The sequence below is a fragment of the Neobacillus drentensis genome (genome assembly GCF_036965425.1).
In the GTDB taxonomy this organism is placed as follows: Bacteria; Bacillota; Bacilli; order Bacillales; family Cytobacillaceae; genus Neobacillus; species Neobacillus drentensis_F.
Window position 1 is genome coordinate 1 of the sequence record NZ_JBALPP010000020.1, and the last position, 17,224, is coordinate 17,224.

Sequence of the window (17,224 nt, forward strand, 5' to 3'; positions counted from 1 at the left end):
CACTTCTGGATATTGAAATAATGCTTGTGTATTAAATATATCATTCATATTATCTTCTGTTACTACTAATCTTAAAGTGTGCCGAAGCGAACGGTTCCTCCCAATTTCAGGGACTACTTCATTAAATTTATGAGTGACTAGCTTATTACTTATCACATATGTAATAACGTGACCAAAAAACAAGGGCGGTTCCGACGTTTTATATAACTTCCTGACAGCTAAATTTAGAGTCTCTCCTGTTGCTGAGGCCACAAATGCAGGGACTTTTTCTGTTGGCCTTCCTGCCTCTATCTTTGCTACATTCGCAAAATTCAATGCTTGGAGATAGGCTTTATATTCTCCCTTTTCTGCATCATAATCCAGTCCAATTGCCACAATATAGTTTAAATCTTGGATATTTTTCAAGCCAGAACACCCGGTAAGCAAGATACAGAAAGCCAAAATAGAAATGACCAACTTTCTTTTCATGATTGATTTTCACCTCTGGTTGAATCTTCAGGGCTTGAAGTGGATGTTCTCGATTTATAAAATTGTCGTGGCAGCATTAAGAATGCTCTGATTGCTTCTTTTAGTTTAATTGGGGCAACCGAACCGAGATATGGTTCTCCAAAGGATGTAATTGTTGAAAAGTAAAAAATGGTTAAAATAAAGCCAATAATGACTCCAAATAATCCAAGAAACGTGCTTAACATAAGTATAGTGAATCTTAAAATGGTAATGGCAGTCGATAAATATTGATTCACCAATGTAAAAGACGAGACAAAGGTAATCGCTGCCACCACCAGCATGGTTGGTGATGTCAATCCCGCCCGTATGGCAGCATCCCCAACAATCAGTCCACCCAAAACTGCTACCGTTTGCCCAATCGCTCTTGGCAGGCGAACTCCAGCTTCATTAAACATTTCAAACAAAAACAAGATGATGAACATTTCAACAGGCGTTGATAAGGGCAGCCCAAATCGCGAGACGGAAATGGTCGCAACTAAAAGATACGGAATCTGTTCAATATTAAAGGTTGTAAAGGCCACCCATAACCCAGGTAAAAAAGCGGACATGAACAATCCTAACATCCGAAATATTCTTTCTATTGACACATATGCATAGTTTATATAAGAATCCTCGGGTGATTTTGTCTGCAATAAAATACTTACAGGAGCATAGGAGGCTGTTGGGTTTCCTTCCACCATGAGAACAAAGCGGCCTTGATTCATTGCTTGTACTATAAAATCCGGTCTACCAGAATAGTCCATTGTCGGGAAGATAGAGTATGGTCTGTCCCTGACAAATGATTCAAGTTCATAAATACTTGTCAAAATATCAAGATTCACTTTTTCCAGCCTTTTATGGATTTCATTAAGCACTCTCGGATCAATTAAATCCTCTAAATACATGAGGATTACTTTCGTATTACTTCTTTTACCGATTGTATATTTCTCTAGGCATAAAGACGGAGTGTTTAGTCTTCGGCGGATCAAGGAGATATTTGTTTTAATGTCCTCTACAAATCCATCCTTTGGACCTCTTATTGACGTTTCGATTGCTGATTCTTCAGGGGTACGCTTTGGTAATGAACCTGCAGGAATGCACAAAAACGAATGATGAAATAGAAATAAGGCGTACCCATCAAAAAGTAAATTGGATATTTCCTCTATATTTTTCTCCGTAATATCTTCTGCTTGAAATAATGATTTAAGCTTCTCTGCTATAGATTCCTCGATAGGAACATCAAGTTTCGGTAAAATGTATTGATCTAAGTAATGTCTATCGATTAAGGTTTCAAAATAAATAATTTCAAATGATTCCTTTTCTGAATCGTGTATTTTACATATCAAATCTTGACTTTTGTTAAATTGTTCCTTAAGTGTTTTTGCTTTTTCCTTCAGACTTTCATCAAGAATCAGACTGAATCTCCTTTTTCTTACCATGTCTTTCATCCCTTTTCTTTATAACCAAAACAATCAAGGCTGTTATTAGAATTTGAATAAGGAAAAAAAGCATACTCATAGGAATAAAGTATTCAATTAGGATTTTACTAAAGGTATATGTCTCCAAATTGATTATCATCAATCCAAATAAAACAAGATATATGCTGCCAACAAATATTGGGTTCAGTCTATAGTGTTTATCTTTATTGGAAAAAAATGTACCGATTAGATAAATGAAAAGACTTATTCTAATCAACGCACCACTTAGCCATTGGTATAAAGCTAAAAAGTCTAAATGGGAAATATATTCCCCAATACTCAATATCCGCCATTGCTCAAATGCAGGGTATCGCATAAAGGAGGACTCCTTTGCTCCAAACTCCATAATCGCAGCCGAAAGAGGCCCAAAGATTAATCCGGTTAGAATCGTTAGTAATACAAGCAAATGTCTAAATTTTATCGGTTCCTGTGAAAATGGCTGAAGCAAAACAACAATGTAAATCTCCAAAAGTCCGGATAAGACATAAATTACACCCTTAACAACTGGGATAATACCATGAGCAAAAACAGGAAATAAATAACTCGGGTCTTTTGAACTAGTATTGGTAATAGCGATAAAGATTCCAAATAGCATAACTAGCGGCAGCAATATTCCACTGGAAATAGCCATATGTTTGATTCCAGCTAATGTGATTACAAAACAAATCACAGTCAAGATTAGAGTAATTGTAAAAACTGAATAATCAGCTAAGAAATAAGCTTTTAGCCATATCATAAAATCTCTAAAAGTCGCATAAGAGCTGCAAAGTAAAAAAAGAATTAAAGGAAAGGAAAAGATAAAAAAGAAGGCCTTTCCAAGACGTTGTTTAATCATCGGGAAAAAACCTTCATTTGGACTGTTTTTAACGATATAAAATATGACCAATAAAAAGAATAGAGCAATTGGAAAAGCAATAATGACACATAACCAGCCGTCTCTCCCGGCTGACAATAGAATGCCGGGGATAAGCATGACATGGTTAAGTAAACCTGTCGAAAGAACAAGCAGCATGAATAATTGCCGCGGAAGCAAGATTTTCACTAAGTTTTGCAAATCAAATCACCACAATAATCATTGATAAATTTTATTATCACCTAAAACATTCTAAAAAAATCCAATCTTTTACTATTCTCATCGAGAAATGTAATGGGATTCACTAATCACTGCTTTTTTATAACAAAATAATAAATTTCGACTTGAATCATTAGGAAGATTCTGTTATATTACAATAAATTAAATATTTTCTTACTTCAAACCTTTTGAAGTGAGGATAGAGGCGCAAAGACCATTAGTACACAATTAGAGGATAATGAGGTCCAAAGACAATTGTGGAAAGGGGAATTTGCCGAAGCTTCAAAGAATCTCATTGGACTTGAAGCTGGTTCTGCTATTGAAGAAATACAGAACTGTCATATAGGAATCTATATGGAGGGCTATCTCACGCATAGGAACTTATTATTATCTACGTTTCTATTGCAGCATCGAGATTCCCTCGGTGCTGCTTTTTTGCGTCGGCCTTACCCCTCAAATTTTTTTGAAAATTTTTATAAAGGGTGAGTATGATGAATTTTGGCCAACTATTAACCGCTATGGTTACGCCATTTGATCAAAATGGTGAGGTTGATTATTACGCAACAAAAAATTTAGTAAATTACCTGATTGCTAATGGATCTGATGGATTAGTCGTTGCTGGGACAACTGGGGAATCCCCTACTTTAACTTCAGAAGAAAAAGTTGAATTATTTAAATTTGTAGTTCGTGAGGCTGATGGTAGAGTTCCAGTTATTGCAGGAACAGGATCGAATAATACAAGAGCTTCAATCAGCTTAACAAAGCTTGCGGAGGAAGCTGGTGTTGACGGCATCATGCTTGTTGCACCATATTATAACAAACCCTCTCAAGAAGGGATGTATCAACACTTTAAAGCGATTGCCGAATCTACTTCTTTGCCAGTCATGCTTTACAATATTCCTGGGCGGTGTGTTGTAAATATATCTGTTGAGACGATCGTTCGTCTTTCGGCAATTAAAAATATTGTTGCCGTTAAAGAAGCTAGCGGCAACTTAGATGCCATGGCCGAAATTATCAGCCAAACACCGAGTGATTTCACCCTATACAGCGGTGATGATGGCTTGACTTTACCAGTATTAGCTATCGGCGGCGCAGGGGTCGTTTCTGTTGCTTCCCATATTATCGGTAATGAAATGCAAGCCATGATTAATAGTTTTAAAAATGGAGCACTAGAAGAGGCAGCCGCTTCACATCGTAAGCTTCTGCCGATTATGAAAGCTTTATTTGCGGCACCAAACCCAACCCCAGTAAAAACTGCCTTAAATATGAATGGGGTACCTGTTGGCGGGGTTCGGTTGCCATTGGTGCCATTAAGTGAAGATGAAATGAGCGCCTTACGAAGCGTATTGCCGGGTTCAATACTAAAAGTATAGAAATACAGAAAAATTGGCTGCCCTTTTAGTGGGCAGCCTGATTTCATTATGGTATTAATAAAATTTTTCCTGTGCTTCTGCGGCTTTCTAAGAAACGGTGAGCCGCTTGCCCATCACTCAATTCAAAAGTCCCAGGCTCTGAAACCTTTAACTTTCCCTCCTCCATCCAGCGAAAAAGTTCATTCGAGCGATTTACTCTCTCCTTATGAGACTTTAGTACATTCCATAGATCTCCGCCAGTCAAGGTTTTTGATGTATCCATCAGCATTCGAGGATCAACCGGAGCTGGGTCACCTCCCGCCATTCCGTAAAAAACTACGGTCCCTCCAATTCTAGTTGCAGCAAAGCTGTCTTGGAGTGTTGAACCGACAGATTCATAGACAACATCCACACCATTGCCATCAGTTTTCTCGAGAACCATTGATTTCCAATCATCATTGTATAGAAAAACAAAATCTGCACCAGCCTTCTTGGCAGCTTCTGCTTTTTCGGGTGATGAAGTTAAGCCAATTACCTTGCCTCCGAGCAGTTTAACAATTTGAACAAGAAGCTGCCCAACTCCGCCTGCTGCCGCATGGACAAGTGCGACATCATTCTTTTTTACCGCATAGCTGTCACGAGTTAAATAGTGGGCCGTTAAACCCTGGAGCAAAACGGATGCTGCCATATTAAACGAAATCGTTTCCGGTAATGGAATCGCCTTATCTTTAGGTACGGCAACAAGCTCGGCATTCGCATATGGAACATCGGCAAAGGCAATCCGCTCCCCTATGTTAATGCCCTGGACATTTTCGCCGATCCTTTCAACAATTCCCGCACCTTCATACCCTAAAATGTATGGAGGTTTACCAGCGAGATGATAGTTTCCTTTTCTTCTATAAATATCGGCAAAGTTTAAGCCGATCGCTTTCATCCTTATAAGGATTTCATCTGGACCAATGATAGGATTATCGACTTCACTATATTGGAGTACCTCAGGTCCGCCAAATGTATTAAAGATTAATGCTTTCATAAGTAACCCTCTACTTTATAAATTTTTAAATTACTTTTATATTAAATAGAAACGAAAGGAGAATTGCAAATAACTATTTCTCTAAATTGGTTAAAAAAGTTGCTTTATTATAAAAAAAACGGCAATATTAAAGTACTTCAAAAAGAAATAGCAGGTGATTATTATCATAGAAATTAAAAAATCTCCCTTAAGCGATGGAGAATTCAATCGAGGGGTATTTGCGACCGCTGATATTACAAAAGGAACGCTTATTCATGAAGCTCCTGTCATTTCCTATCCCAATAGGGAACATGTTCATATTGAAAAAACATTATTGGCTGATTATGCATTTGAGTATGGTAAAAACCACACTGCCATCCTGTTAGGATATGGCATGCTGTTTAACCATTCCTATACTCCAAATGCCACCTATGATATTAACTTTGAGAACCATACGTTTGATTTCTATGCCTACAAAGATATAAAAGCCGGAGAAGAGATTTTAATCAACTATAATGGTGATGTGGACGACCAAGAGCCACTTTGGTTCGATAAAGAAAAAGCAGATAACAAGTAACTCCCCTACTCAATTTGAGTGGGTTTTTTTTATTGCAAAATAAAAATTCAGAAAAGTATTTACAAATGATTCATAAAACTCTATAATTCACATATATTTACTCGGATATTGTTGAAAAAGGAGTGAGAACCATGACATTGGGTATTGCATTAATGGGATTGTTGGTTGGTTTTTTAGTCGGTCTAACAGGTGTCGGGGGTGCTGCACTGATCACTCCTGTTCTGATCATGGTTGGCATTCAGCCTTCTATTGCTGTTGGTACGGATTTGGTCTATAACGCGGTTACGAAATTGTTTGGCGTCGCTCAGCACTGGAGACAAAAAACAATAAATTTTAAATTAATGTTTTATCTTGCAATAGGGAGTATTCCTAGTGCTGTAATAGCAATCTCCATTCTAAAATATTTTGAATCTGCTTATCATAATCAGGAACATATAATTAAACACGGACTAGGTTACGTCCTCATATTAGTAGCAACAGCAATCCTGATTAAGACCTTTTTTGATAAAAAAATCCGGCCCAACCGCTGGCAGCTAAAACCTATTGAAGAAAAACGCGGTTTAACGATTTTAATTGGTGCTGTATTTGGATTTATTGTCGGCTTTACTTCTATCGGATCAGGCTCTTTATTTGCCCTTGCGATGATGTTTCTTTATCGATTGAAAGGAACTGAATTAGTTGGTACAGATATCGCTCATGCCTTTTTATTAGTAACGGTAGCCGGGCTTCTTCATGCAAATGCAGGAAGTGTAAACTATACGCTGGTTGGGAATCTTCTAATTGGGTCGATTCCTGGTGTTCTAGTGGGAAGCACCTTATCTTCAAAAGTGCCAACTAAACCGCTGCGAACGCTTATCTCTACGGTTATCATTATTAGTGCAATTAAATTGATTTCATAACAAAAATACCATTAATTTCACGTTTGTTTATTGCTTTAGTAAAGGAAGGAGGATAACACCCCCTTCCCGAAAATTAATTTATTGAATTCACTGACATTTCAGTGGATTTTTTTTTTGTTTTAGCACCCTTTTCGGCCATTTAATAAAGACTATTTTTAACAACGAAAGGACCCGTGCCTTTTTTCAGAGTTAAAGAACTTTATTTTCAGGGTTGTTTAAGTATATTTTTCGCCAATCTAACTGTCCCCTTCGACTGTAGTTATGTTAAAAAAGGCTTATCCGCAACAAAATAAGCAGAACAAGCTTACATCTTTTCCAATAAAATGGAACTAGCCATACTTATTTATTAAGAGGGAGCGTTAAAATGGGGACCATAAATGGGAAAGAGTTTATTGACAGATTAAATCAAATGGGGACGGAAATTTGGTATGATGGTAAAAAAGTGGAGGGAAACCTTTCAGACCACCCTGCTTTTAGAGGGCTTCTTCAGACGAAAGCCTCCCTTTATGATTTACAAAAAGAAACCACGCTTAAAGATGAGATGACTTTCATTCTCCCTGGGAAAGAGGATCCTATTGGACTTTCCTACTTGCAGCCAACTACAAAAGAAGATCTAAAAAGAAGAAGAAAAATGATGGAACATTGGGCACGGCACACCCATGGAATGATGGGAAGAAGTCCTGATTATATGAACACTGTAATTATGAGCTTTGCCTCCTCTGCACCCCTCTTTCATGGTAGAGAAGATTGTTTCCCTGAAAATATTAAATCTTTATATGAGAGGGCTATGGAACAAGACCTTTCGTTTACACATACCTTTATTACTCCTCAGGTAAACCGTTCCCAGGTAAATTTGGAATTTTCTGAGGATCCAATCTCTGCAAAGGTTATTGATAAAAATGAAAAAGGAATCATTATTAAAGGTGCCCGCCTCCTTGCTACTCAAGGTGGATTAACGGATGAAGTATTGGTTTTTACTGCACCTAAATTATTTTTTGATCCTGATCAAGCTTTTGCCTTTTCCATCCCTTCCAATACAAAAGGGTTAAAATTTATTTGCCGAGAATCTTTTGTTGGAGGAGAATCCATCTTCAATTATCCACTAAGCTCCAGATACGAAGAAATGGATTCATTAGTCGTTTTTGACAATGTATTAGTGCCATGGGATCGAGTCTTTTTTTACGACAATGTGGACGCTGCCACTGATTTTATTAGTCAAAGCTCATTTCATCACTTTGCATATCATCAGGTAGTTATTAGGCAAATGGTAAAAACAGAATTTATACTAGGACTTGCTCAACTTCTTGTCGAGACGATTAATATAGGCGAGTATCAGCATGTCCAAGAAAAACTTACAGAAATTATTATTGGTCTTGAAACGATGAAAGCATTATTGGAGAAGTCAGAAAATGATGCAGAATTTGATGGATGGGGCATTATGCGTCCAAGTATCTTCCCTTTGCAAGCTGCCAGCAATATCTTCCCTCGAATTTATCCCCGTTTTAGCGAAATTATTCAATTAATTGGAGCAAGTGGAATGGTTTCTTTACCTACCGAAAACGATTTTAATTCTGAAATTAGTGCAAATCTTGATCAATATCTTCAAGCGGCAAGCAAGGAAGCAGATGAGCGGGTTAAAATTTTTCGTTTAGCATGGGATCTTACGATGAGTTCTTTTGGTTCAAGACAAACCCAATATGAAAGGTACTTTTTTGGGGATCCTGTTCGCTTAGCCAGTAATTTATATAAAAACTATCCAAAAGAAAAACAAGTTTGTGCAATCCACGAATTCTTAAATTTAAAAAATATAAAGTAACAATTCCCTTTAAAAACCTATTTAAATCCCTACTCTTATGGACGGGGTTTTTTCTTTTTTTACTTGACCGGATGGTGCAAAAGAGGGGCACTGCCAAATTGCCTTTCATCAGGGGTCGCACAATCAAAATTCTCCTCTTTAAAGGTTTGTCTAAATCCTAAAATTGTTTTTATTACTAAGCTGGTGGTGTTTTTTAAATATATTTTTATCCTATTTATTTTAACTGTTCCAAATGTGATATATACTAACATGTAACAGACTTTGTTACGGGAGTATGTAGAAATAGGTGTTAAAGGAAGGCGAAATATATGTCACTCAGTAGTCGATTTGCTGTTGGAATCCACATATTAACTCTTTTAGAAATAAACAAAAATGGTGTAAATTCCTCCGATTTTATCGCAAGCAGTGTTAATACCAATCCAGTTGTAATTAGAAAAATCATGGGAATGTTGAAAAACGCAGGGTTAGTGAAAGTACGTCCAGGAATTGCAGGTACTATGCCAGCAAAAGAATTATCTGAAATATCATTGCTTGATGTTTATAAGGCCGTCAATATTGTTCAAGATCAAGAATTGTTTGGTATGCATGAAAATCCAAATCCAGCGTGTCCTGTAGGAAGAAATATTCAGGAAACCATTACTCCCTTCTTTTCGGTGGCTCAACTAGCCTTAGAAAAAGCACTGGGGAATGTGACGATACAAGATGTCGTCTTGGGAATATTAGAAAAAGAGCAAATTAAATAACAAAGGCATTAAAGGAGTGTAAAAATGAAATCACAAAACGGTAAGATCTTGGTTGGGTTGTCTATTGCTGCCTTTTTAGGGCCGTTCACTCAGACCATTTATACTCCGAGCCTTGCGGAGGTCGGGCATTATTATCAAGTAAGCCAGTTTATGGTGAATTTGACAATCTCCCTTTATACTTTTGTTCTGGCTGCGAACCAGTTTTTGGTTGGTCCTTTGTCTGATACGCGCGGGCGGAAGGCAACTTTAATGCCTGGTCTTCTCATTTTTATGGCCGGTTCACTGATTTGTTTTCTAGCACAAAATTACTATTTATTCCTTTTTGGCAGAGCCCTTCAGGCTTTTGGCATCACCACCGGCTCAGTGGTAGCAGCGGCTGTTATCGGGGATATTTATTCGCCTTCTGAACGGGGCAAGGCGATGAGTGTTTACCAGACGATGGTGTTTCTCGGGCCTGTCCTTGGCCCTGTAGTAGGGAGCTTTATCGCGGCTTATGCAGAGTGGCACACGGCATTCGCACTTCTTGTTGCCGGGGCATTAATTGCATACATATATAATCGTATTACCTTGAAAGAAACACTTCCGAAAGATACTGCTCCAAAAAAAATTACTTTTGAAACCTTTAAAGGAATCGTAGCAAACCGCGCTGCTTTTTCGATTTTACTGCTCGGTTTTACTCAGTTCTACGGTTATTATATCTTTCTCGTTTTTATCCCAGGTCTGCTTGATGAACTATTTTCTGTTCCTTTGGTATGGAAAGGGCTGTTTTTTATGCCGCTAACAGCGGGAATTGTACTTGGGACGTTAATTGGCGGAAGACTCCAAACTTATTTGAAACATACGACGATTCTCATATATACGGCATACGGAACAGGTATAGTGGTTTCCATTTTCTGGACATTTCTTTATTGGAACCTCTTAACGATTCCTACATTAATCGTATTTTTACTTGGCTTTGGCGTATTGCTTGGCATAAGCCTGCCTTCTCAAATAACGTCACTTGTTAATTTATTTTCACATGAAAAAGGTACAGCCATGGGAGTTTATAACTTTATTCGATTCACAGGCGCCGCAATTGGCCCGCTGCTTGGATCATCGCTTTATAAATTGGGCGGAGACAACGCTTTATACATCACCTTGTTCTTGTTCCTTCTTGGTGGTGCTTTGGTGATTCATCTAAACAGTCGAGCACCATCGGCAAAACTGGGGTAAAAATAGAAAGCACGGATTACAATTCCGTGTTTTTTCTTTTAAAAAAACATCCCCACCCTATCGTGGAGATGTTCCATGCTTTAAAGTACTTTCAGTTTTGTTTTTAATCCGTACTTCTGTTAATTTTTGCAATCGTACCAATGCACCAGTAACCAATATGGCAACTATTGCAGGAAGCAGCCAACCAAGTCCCTTGTTATAAAACGGTAAGGCTTTTTCATAAAAATGGATGATGGATACGAGCCAGCCAAAATATTCAATACCAATCAATTGGCAGAAGGTCTTCAATCCATCAATAAAACTAATCATAAATGTGACAACTGTTGCGGAAACATACACCATCTGCGAATGGCTGAAAAGCTTTGACAAGAATGTTAAAAGCATTAAGGCGACTGCCAATGGATATAAAAACATTAAAACAGGAATAGAGAATTTAATAATATTCGCTAATCCAAAGTTGGCGATCACGAAAGAAACGGTTGAAAAAAACAGAACCCAAATTTTGTAACTAATTGTTGGAAACAGTGTATGGAAATATTCACCACAGGCTGTCATCAATCCGATACTCGTCGTAAGACAAGCTAGAATGATAATGACTGATAACATTACTGTTCCCAGCGTACCGAAGTAGGAATAAGCTGCATTTCCAAGGATTGCTCCCCCCGTATCCATCAGGCCAAATGCCTCAGTACTTGTTGCTCCTAAATAAGCAACTCCTACATAAATAATTCCAAGAAATATGATTGCGACAATCCCAGACTTCGCTGATGCCAATAAAACACCGCTAGTGGACTTAACACCCATCGAACGAATAGAATTAATGACGATAATTCCAAATACAAGAGATGCTAATGCATCCATGGTGTTATAGCCTTCCATAAAGCCCTTCATAAATGCCCCACTCGAAAAGTCACTTTGTGGAGCCTCAATGGAACCTAGTGGTTTAACAACAACCATCATTAATAATACTAGAATAAGAATAATAATAGCAGGAGATAGTATTTTTCCGACGTTATCAACGATTTTTGCAGGGTTTAAAGAAAACCAGAGAGTGACGATGAAAAAGAGCAATGTAAAAACCAACAAACCTGAATGGCTAAAGCTGTCACCTAAAAACGGCGCAATCCCAATATCATACGCAACCGCACCTGTTCTTGGAGCCGCAAAAAAAGGACCAATCGTTAAGTAAAGCAGCGACGTAAAGATGACACCGTAAATGGGATGAATCCTGCTGGATAATTCCTGCAGGTTTTTACTCCCCGAAATACCCATCGCTAAAATACCCAGAAACGGAAGGCCGATACCCGTAATTAAAAATCCAGCAATCGCCAGCCAAACGTTTGATCCGGCATTTTGCCCAAGTGAAGCTGGAAAAATAAGATTGCCAGCCCCGAAAAATAAGGCAAATAACATTACTCCAATGACGAAATATTTTGAAAACGGTAATTTATTCTGCATTAATTGTTTGTCCCACCTTGAATAATAATATCATCTGTTAATTTTTTTACCAGAATAATATTACTATTCAAGTTAATGAAATACAACCTATTTCAATGATTATTTTGATAATTTAAATGTTCCAAAAAAATGTTAACAAATTTCTCACACCGTTGAACATCATTCGTTTGTGGGGTTAGCTCTACCTTCAACGTAACAGCTAACTTTGTTTGAACGAAAAGCATATTTTTAAACCGATCAACTGCACCGCAAAAATTGGGATAACCGGTATCCCCTGTGCCGACGATCCCCGTGACCACTCGCTTTACATCCAGGACTTCGAATGCTTGATAAAGGTCCATCATTTCAGGAGGAATTTCTCCCATCCCCCAAGTATAGGTTCCAACCACTATACCATCAAATTTTATGAGATCAAGAAGAGGCAATTGGTCAATCCGATATAGAAATAATTCTACCTTTTTTATTTGAAATATTTCCTTCATTAAATAGATTAACTCTTCTGTATTTCCCGTCTTCGAAGTATAAATGATTGCTATTTTCATAGTTCATCGAAGCCGTTCGATTGGGTCACCTTCGCATAGGTTCTCGACTTTTGCTCAAAGAAATCGGATTTTGTACCATTCATCATCTCATCACTAAAAACATGAATCCAGGGCATAGGATTCGATCGTTCAGCGAATAAATTATCTAGCCCCATCTGCCGGAGGCGCTTATTTGCCAAGTATTCCGTGTAAAATTCATACTCCTTTAAATCAATCCCTTTTATATCCCGCAAGATGTATGATGCCCATTCCTTCTCAAGCTCAACCGCTTGTGCAATCGCATGATTAACATACTCAATATTTTTAGCATTATTTAAATCAGGATTTTCAGTTAAAAGAATCCGGATAAACTGGGCGATAAAGTATGCGTGCTGCATTTCATCCCGCTGGATATAACTAATCATCGTGCTCGTCTTTAACATTTTTTGCTGACGGGCAAGATGATAGAAAAAGGCAAAACCCGCATAAAAATAAATTCCTTCTAGATTAATAGAATTCACAGCTAATTGAAACAAATGCTGCGGTGCTGGTTTCTCTTTAAATTGTTCATACGCATCTAAAATTAGCTGATTCCGTTTTTGAACGATAGGATCCTTTTTTGCCTGATTAAACCGCGCCTTTTGTTCGCTTACTGGCACCAAGGAACTTAAAATATATGAATAAGATTCATTATGTACAGCTTCCTGCTGAGCAATGACGGCAAATATCGCCTTAAAACTCGAATCGGTCACATAATCCATCACTTGAGTCATGGTTGGTGTTTGCAAGCTGTCTAAGGAGGCAAGCTGGGTATTAATACGCAGGAATACATCTTGTTCAGTTGAACTGAGCTGGTCCCATTGCTTAATATCATCCTGCATATTAATCTCTTGTGCCTTCCAAAAATTTGATAAAAGAGTCTGATACAAATCGTACATTTGTGGGTAAGCAATATCATTCCAATTAAGCAAACCTGATGATTTCCCGTTAATAATGCCCGTTGATTTATTAGGATATTCTGGATTTAACAGTTTTATTTTTTTTAATGGTGAATAATAAATATTCATCTTTCCTCCTCCAATCAGCTATGGCAAGCTTCACATTCCTCTATTTCTGTTTGTGAGGTACTTCTTACGTAATACGTTGTTTTTAGCCCCTGCTTCCACGCTTCCATGTGTAGATGCAGCAAATCCCTTGCTTTAATATCATGACGAACGTAAAGATTAAAGCTTATCGCTTGGTCGATGTGGCGCTGCCGGGCAGCATTTTGTTTAATACTCCATACTTGGTCCAATTCATGTCTTGCCCGCCGATAATAGTTGTAAGTCCGATGATTTAAATCAGGCGCCGTTACCTTAAATTTAAAGTTCTTCTTTTCCTCTGCATATTCAACTGAATAAATCGGATCAATCCCATCCGTAGAGCCTCCTATTTTTGCTGTTGAGGAGTTGGGGGCAACGGCCATTAACCAGCCATTTCGAATTCCGTGTATGGCAACATCTTTTTTTAATTCCTGCCATTTAGTAGATTGATATTTTTTCCGTTCAAAATACTTGCCTGTCTGCCATTCGGATCCACTGAATTGAGAGTACATACCCTTCTCTTTTGCCAATTCCATCGAAGCACGAATCGTCAAGAAAGCAATGTTCTCGTATAATTCATCCGCAAATTCAACTGCAGCCTCCGACTCCCAATGAATCCCATTTAACGCAAGCAAATGGTGCCAACCGAACGTACCTAGTCCTATTGCTCTGAATTTTTTATTCGTGGCCAGAGCCTGTCCGACAGATATGGTATTTAAATCAATGACATTATCTAGCATTCTGACTTGAATCCGAATTAGTCGTTCCAAACCATTCTTCGGAATAACTTTTGCAAGATTAATAGATGATAAATTACAGACAACGAAATCGCCGGGCTTTCGTACGATGACGATGTTTCCTTCTTCATCTTGAAATTCTTTGATGATGGCAGTGGCGGACATATTTTGCGTGATTTCTGTACAAAGATTACTGCAATAGATGGAGGTACGACCCTTACCAGCCAAATGCTTATTGGGGTTTTGCCTATTTACCTCGTCACGATAAAACATATAAGGAGTGCCAGTTTCTAATTGAGCGACCATGATTCGTGCCATAATATCCATCGCCCGGTACGTTTTTCTTGGGAGGAGCGGGTTTCTTACGGCCTCTTTATATTTCTCAGTAAAATATTCCCTGTCCGTTTCATCATAAAAATCTTCTAGTCCAAGCGGATTTCCAGACTCATCTTTCCAGCCCATGATTTGCTTTACTTGATGGGGGCAAAAAGTATGCCATTCCCCAATGCTTCTTCCATTCTCGTCAATCTCTTCCAGCTTTTTCATGAAAAAGTCAGGTATGGTCACGCCTGTGAAAATGTCATGGGCTTTACGGCGCTCATCTCCATTATTTGTTTTCAAGTCAAGAAAGCCATTCATGATATCTTTATGAAAAATATCTAAGTAAACAGCAATTGCACCTTGCCGCTGGCCTAATTGATCCACACTGACTGCCGTGTTATTCACCAACTTAATCCACGGCACAACTCCTGAAGAGTTTCCTTTAAATTTCTTGATATCAGAACCCAGCGCTCGTACTTTTCCGTAGTAGATTCCAATTCCTCCTCCATCTTTACTTAAACGGGCAATATCCCAATTGTTTAAATATATGCTATCCAAGGAATCGTCGACAGTATCGATAAAACAAGAGGAAAGCTGTCCGAAACTTTTTCCGGCATTCGCTAGTGTTGGTGTTGCTACTGTCATAAATAAATTGCTTAAGGCCCAGTATGCTTCCTTGACAAATTCTAACCGCTTCGACTCATTTTCATTTTTCATAATGGTCATAGCAATAATCATGAACCGCTCCTGTGGCAGTTCTATCACATTTTGCTGATGATCCTTTGCAAGGTAACGATCTGCTAGTAAAAATAATCCTATGTAATTAAATAAATGATCTTTATCCGGATTTATCTCTTTTGCTAATTCTGCAATTTCCACTTTGCTATAAAAGCTTAATAGATCACTAGAATATATACCGATATCTGTTAATTGTTGAATTAGGCTGTAAAAATCCCCATACATTCCTGAACGATCATATCCCCTATTAATAGCTGCTTTTTCATATAATTCATTTAGGTATAAGCTGGCAGCCACAAAGCTCCAATCCGGCTGGTCCATGGCTATTTGATTGACAGCATAGCTGAGTGCCTGCTGGTTTGCTTCTTTTTCCTCTAGGTCCTTAATTATATTTTTAAGCTCCGTAAAATCCAGCTTATATTTTTTGGAAGCTTGATGGATCGTTTCCAATACGTAATTCACTTTGACAGTCATGTCCTCTTCCCCCTAAAAATAAAAAATCCGCTCGGGTGAATTCGAGCGGATGAAACGATAACAAATACAAAAGGGCATATTGGACCCTCTGCTGCCACCGTTCCATCTTCTCAATCCCCGAAGAAGCTGAAACATCTTAAGAAAGACAGGTCTCCTGACTTATGCATCACCCTACTCTGAACCCTTCCCATATAACCGCCTACTATAGTAAGCTTTGTTATACAGTGGTTTGTTCATTTCGTCAGCATTTACAGTTGCGGGGGCAGTTCTGGATTTTCACCAGATTCCCAATTAAGCCGTTGCCGGCATCTCCACTTAAGGCAAACACAATATATAGTTTTATTTTTTAATTTTAAAACAATATGTTGATTTAAAACTAAAATCTATCATAGTATAAACTTGGTAATTTATCAAGTATTATTATTTAATTCTTTAGCTCTTCTAAAATAGGAAAAAGCTCTTCAAGGTGCTTAATTTCATAAGAAGGGACCACTTCATTCCGCTCCTTTTTGTGGCGGTTAATCCAGACTGATTTAATTCCAGCTCGATTGGCACCGAGAATATCTGTCATCAGGTTATCCCCGACCATAATTACTTCCTCCTTATGTAAGGACATTCGTTCCAATGCATGTTCAAAAATGGCTGGATCTGGCTTGCCTCTCCCAAAATCTCCAGAAATGACAATATGGTCAAAATAAGGGACAAGCTCTGGGGTAATCGCAAGTTTAGTATTTTGCAAATCCGGTGATCCATTAGTTAACAAAAGAAGCTGGTAATTTTCTCTTAAATCATCCAATATTTTAAAGGTTTCTTCATATACAAATGGCAGGTTTCTGCGCTCTTGAGGGAATCTCTCTGCTAACTCATGGCCAAAATCAGGGTCCTCTATCCCCATTGCCTTTAATCCCAATGTCCAGGCATCCTTACGATAAGCAGGAACCGTTTCTTTCATTTTTTTAAACTCATCCTGTTCATCAATAAAATTTCCCCAAAGTCCTTCAAAAGGATTGATTCCAATCATCTGGGTAAATGGATAGAATTCATAGGACGAGTAAAGATTTCTAGCTGCCTCGCGAACGACTTCTTCAAATTGAATCGGGTCAAGGTCATACTTTTCCTGAGCTGCTTTACAGGTCGCTGCAAAAGCTTCTTTTATGCTTTTTTGATCCCATAAAAGAGTGTCATCTAAATCAAAAAAAATGGCTTTAATCATATCGTTCCTCACTTATTAAAAAGATTTTTTATT

14 protein-coding genes, 1 pseudogene and 2 riboswitches are annotated in these 17,224 nt (G+C 38.1%); of the genes and pseudogenes, 6 read left to right on the forward strand and 9 right to left on the reverse strand.

Annotation, left to right across the window (positions count from 1 at the left end; all coding sequences use genetic code 11):
* The 3 genes and pseudogenes from V7161_RS05555 to V7161_RS05565 all read right to left on the reverse strand — a co-directional run.
* Nucleotides 1–468 (reverse strand): annotated as a pseudogene (locus tag V7161_RS05555) (Ger(x)C family spore germination protein); the annotation flags it as partial.
* Complete coding sequence (locus V7161_RS05560; RefSeq protein WP_335442951.1) at nucleotides 465–1,925, reverse strand: spore germination protein; 1,461 nt, start codon at nucleotides 1,923–1,925, stop codon at nucleotides 465–467. The gene V7161_RS05560 and the pseudogene V7161_RS05555, both read right to left, overlap by 4 nt.
* Nucleotides 1,891–3,018, reverse strand: coding sequence for a GerAB/ArcD/ProY family transporter (locus V7161_RS05565; protein ID WP_335442953.1), 1,128 nt, complete (start codon nucleotides 3,016–3,018; stop codon nucleotides 1,891–1,893). The genes V7161_RS05560 and V7161_RS05565 overlap by 35 nt, the downstream gene beginning before the upstream one ends.
* Nucleotides 3,019–3,228: 210 nt before the next feature.
* A riboswitch (Lysine riboswitch) is annotated at nucleotides 3,229–3,409 on the forward strand.
* A gap of 118 nt (nucleotides 3,410–3,527) precedes the next feature.
* Here V7161_RS05565 and dapA point away from each other — a divergent pair.
* The gene (gene dapA, locus V7161_RS05570; RefSeq protein ID WP_335442954.1) at nucleotides 3,528–4,409 is read left to right on the forward strand and encodes a 4-hydroxy-tetrahydrodipicolinate synthase; all 882 of its coding nucleotides are present in this window, start codon (nucleotides 3,528–3,530) and stop codon (nucleotides 4,407–4,409) included.
* 46 nt (nucleotides 4,410–4,455) lie between these two features.
* Here dapA and V7161_RS05575 read toward each other — a convergent pair whose 3' ends face one another.
* Nucleotides 4,456–5,421, reverse strand: coding sequence for a quinone oxidoreductase family protein (locus V7161_RS05575; protein WP_335442956.1), 966 nt, complete (start codon nucleotides 5,419–5,421; stop codon nucleotides 4,456–4,458).
* A 163-nt stretch (nucleotides 5,422–5,584) separates the two neighbouring features.
* Here V7161_RS05575 and V7161_RS05580 point away from each other — a divergent pair, with 163 nt between their 5' ends.
* The 5 genes from V7161_RS05580 to V7161_RS05600 all read left to right on the forward strand — a co-directional run bounded on the left by V7161_RS05580 (nucleotide 5,585) and on the right by V7161_RS05600 (nucleotide 10,647).
* Entirely contained in the window at nucleotides 5,585–5,977 is a 393-nt protein-coding gene (locus tag V7161_RS05580; RefSeq protein WP_335443057.1) for an SET domain-containing protein, read from the forward strand.
* 131 nt (nucleotides 5,978–6,108) lie between these two features.
* Complete coding sequence (locus tag V7161_RS05585; RefSeq protein ID WP_335442958.1) at nucleotides 6,109–6,876, forward strand: sulfite exporter TauE/SafE family protein; 768 nt, start codon at nucleotides 6,109–6,111, stop codon at nucleotides 6,874–6,876.
* Nucleotides 6,877–7,240: 364 nt separating this feature from the next.
* Nucleotides 7,241–8,692, forward strand: a complete 1,452-nt coding sequence (gene hpaB / locus V7161_RS05590; RefSeq protein WP_335442960.1) for a 4-hydroxyphenylacetate 3-monooxygenase, oxygenase component — start codon at nucleotides 7,241–7,243, stop codon at nucleotides 8,690–8,692.
* A gap of 308 nt (nucleotides 8,693–9,000) precedes the next feature.
* Entirely contained in the window at nucleotides 9,001–9,435 is a 435-nt protein-coding gene (locus tag V7161_RS05595) for an Rrf2 family transcriptional regulator (RefSeq protein ID WP_335442962.1), read from the forward strand.
* 24 nt (nucleotides 9,436–9,459) lie between these two features.
* The gene (locus V7161_RS05600) at nucleotides 9,460–10,647 is read left to right on the forward strand and encodes an MFS transporter (protein WP_335442964.1); all 1,188 of its coding nucleotides are present in this window, start codon (nucleotides 9,460–9,462) and stop codon (nucleotides 10,645–10,647) included.
* Between the two features lie 57 nt (nucleotides 10,648–10,704).
* Here the strand turns inward: V7161_RS05600 and brnQ are convergent, their stop codons facing one another.
* From brnQ to V7161_RS05625, 5 genes are all read right to left on the reverse strand, one after another.
* Nucleotides 10,705–12,105, reverse strand: a complete 1,401-nt coding sequence (gene brnQ, locus V7161_RS05605) for a branched-chain amino acid transport system II carrier protein (protein ID WP_335442966.1) — start codon at nucleotides 12,103–12,105, stop codon at nucleotides 10,705–10,707.
* A 92-nt stretch (nucleotides 12,106–12,197) separates the two neighbouring features.
* The gene (locus tag V7161_RS05610; protein WP_335442968.1) at nucleotides 12,198–12,647 is read right to left on the reverse strand and encodes a flavodoxin domain-containing protein; all 450 of its coding nucleotides are present in this window, start codon (nucleotides 12,645–12,647) and stop codon (nucleotides 12,198–12,200) included.
* Nucleotides 12,644–13,693 carry a ribonucleotide-diphosphate reductase subunit beta gene (locus tag V7161_RS05615; protein ID WP_335442970.1) on the reverse strand — a complete coding sequence of 350 codons (1,050 nt, stop codon included), beginning with the start codon at nucleotides 13,691–13,693 and terminating at the stop codon, nucleotides 12,644–12,646. Before V7161_RS05615 ends, V7161_RS05610 begins: the two co-directional genes overlap by 4 nt.
* Before the next feature lie 14 nt (nucleotides 13,694–13,707).
* On the reverse strand, nucleotides 13,708–15,978 hold the full coding sequence (locus tag V7161_RS05620; protein ID WP_335442972.1) for a ribonucleoside-diphosphate reductase subunit alpha: 2,271 nt from the start codon (nucleotides 15,976–15,978) through the stop codon (nucleotides 13,708–13,710).
* Between the two features lie 128 nt (nucleotides 15,979–16,106).
* Nucleotides 16,107–16,306, reverse strand: a riboswitch (cobalamin riboswitch).
* 96 nt (nucleotides 16,307–16,402) lie between these two features.
* Nucleotides 16,403–17,191 carry an HAD family hydrolase gene (locus V7161_RS05625; RefSeq protein WP_335442974.1) on the reverse strand — a complete coding sequence of 263 codons (789 nt, stop codon included), beginning with the start codon at nucleotides 17,189–17,191 and terminating at the stop codon, nucleotides 16,403–16,405.
* Nucleotides 17,192–17,224: the final 33 nt, after the last annotated feature.

Bases quoted from the DNA above. Each gene is read 5' to 3' on its own strand.
- V7161_RS05585 (WP_335442958.1), top strand. From the start codon at position 6,109: ATGACATTGGGTATTGCATTAATGGGATTGTTGGTTGGTTTTTTAGTC.
- V7161_RS05620 (WP_335442972.1), bottom strand. From the start codon at position 15,978: ATGACTGTCAAAGTGAATTACGTATTGGAAACGATCCATCAAGCTTCC.
- V7161_RS05600 (WP_335442964.1), top strand. From the start codon at position 9,460: ATGAAATCACAAAACGGTAAGATCTTGGTTGGGTTGTCTATTGCTGCC.
- V7161_RS05610 (WP_335442968.1), bottom strand. From the start codon at position 12,647: ATGAAAATAGCAATCATTTATACTTCGAAGACGGGAAATACAGAAGAG.
- hpaB (WP_335442960.1), top strand. From the start codon at position 7,241: ATGGGGACCATAAATGGGAAAGAGTTTATTGACAGATTAAATCAAATG.
- dapA (WP_335442954.1), top strand. From the start codon at position 3,528: ATGAATTTTGGCCAACTATTAACCGCTATGGTTACGCCATTTGATCAA.
- V7161_RS05575 (WP_335442956.1), bottom strand. From the start codon at position 5,421: ATGAAAGCATTAATCTTTAATACATTTGGCGGACCTGAGGTACTCCAA.
- V7161_RS05595 (WP_335442962.1), top strand. From the start codon at position 9,001: ATGTCACTCAGTAGTCGATTTGCTGTTGGAATCCACATATTAACTCTT.
- V7161_RS05560 (WP_335442951.1), bottom strand. From the start codon at position 1,925: ATGGTAAGAAAAAGGAGATTCAGTCTGATTCTTGATGAAAGTCTGAAG.
- V7161_RS05625 (WP_335442974.1), bottom strand. From the start codon at position 17,191: ATGATTAAAGCCATTTTTTTTGATTTAGATGACACTCTTTTATGGGAT.
- V7161_RS05615 (WP_335442970.1), bottom strand. From the start codon at position 13,693: ATGAATATTTATTATTCACCATTAAAAAAAATAAAACTGTTAAATCCA.
- brnQ (WP_335442966.1), bottom strand. From the start codon at position 12,105: ATGCAGAATAAATTACCGTTTTCAAAATATTTCGTCATTGGAGTAATG.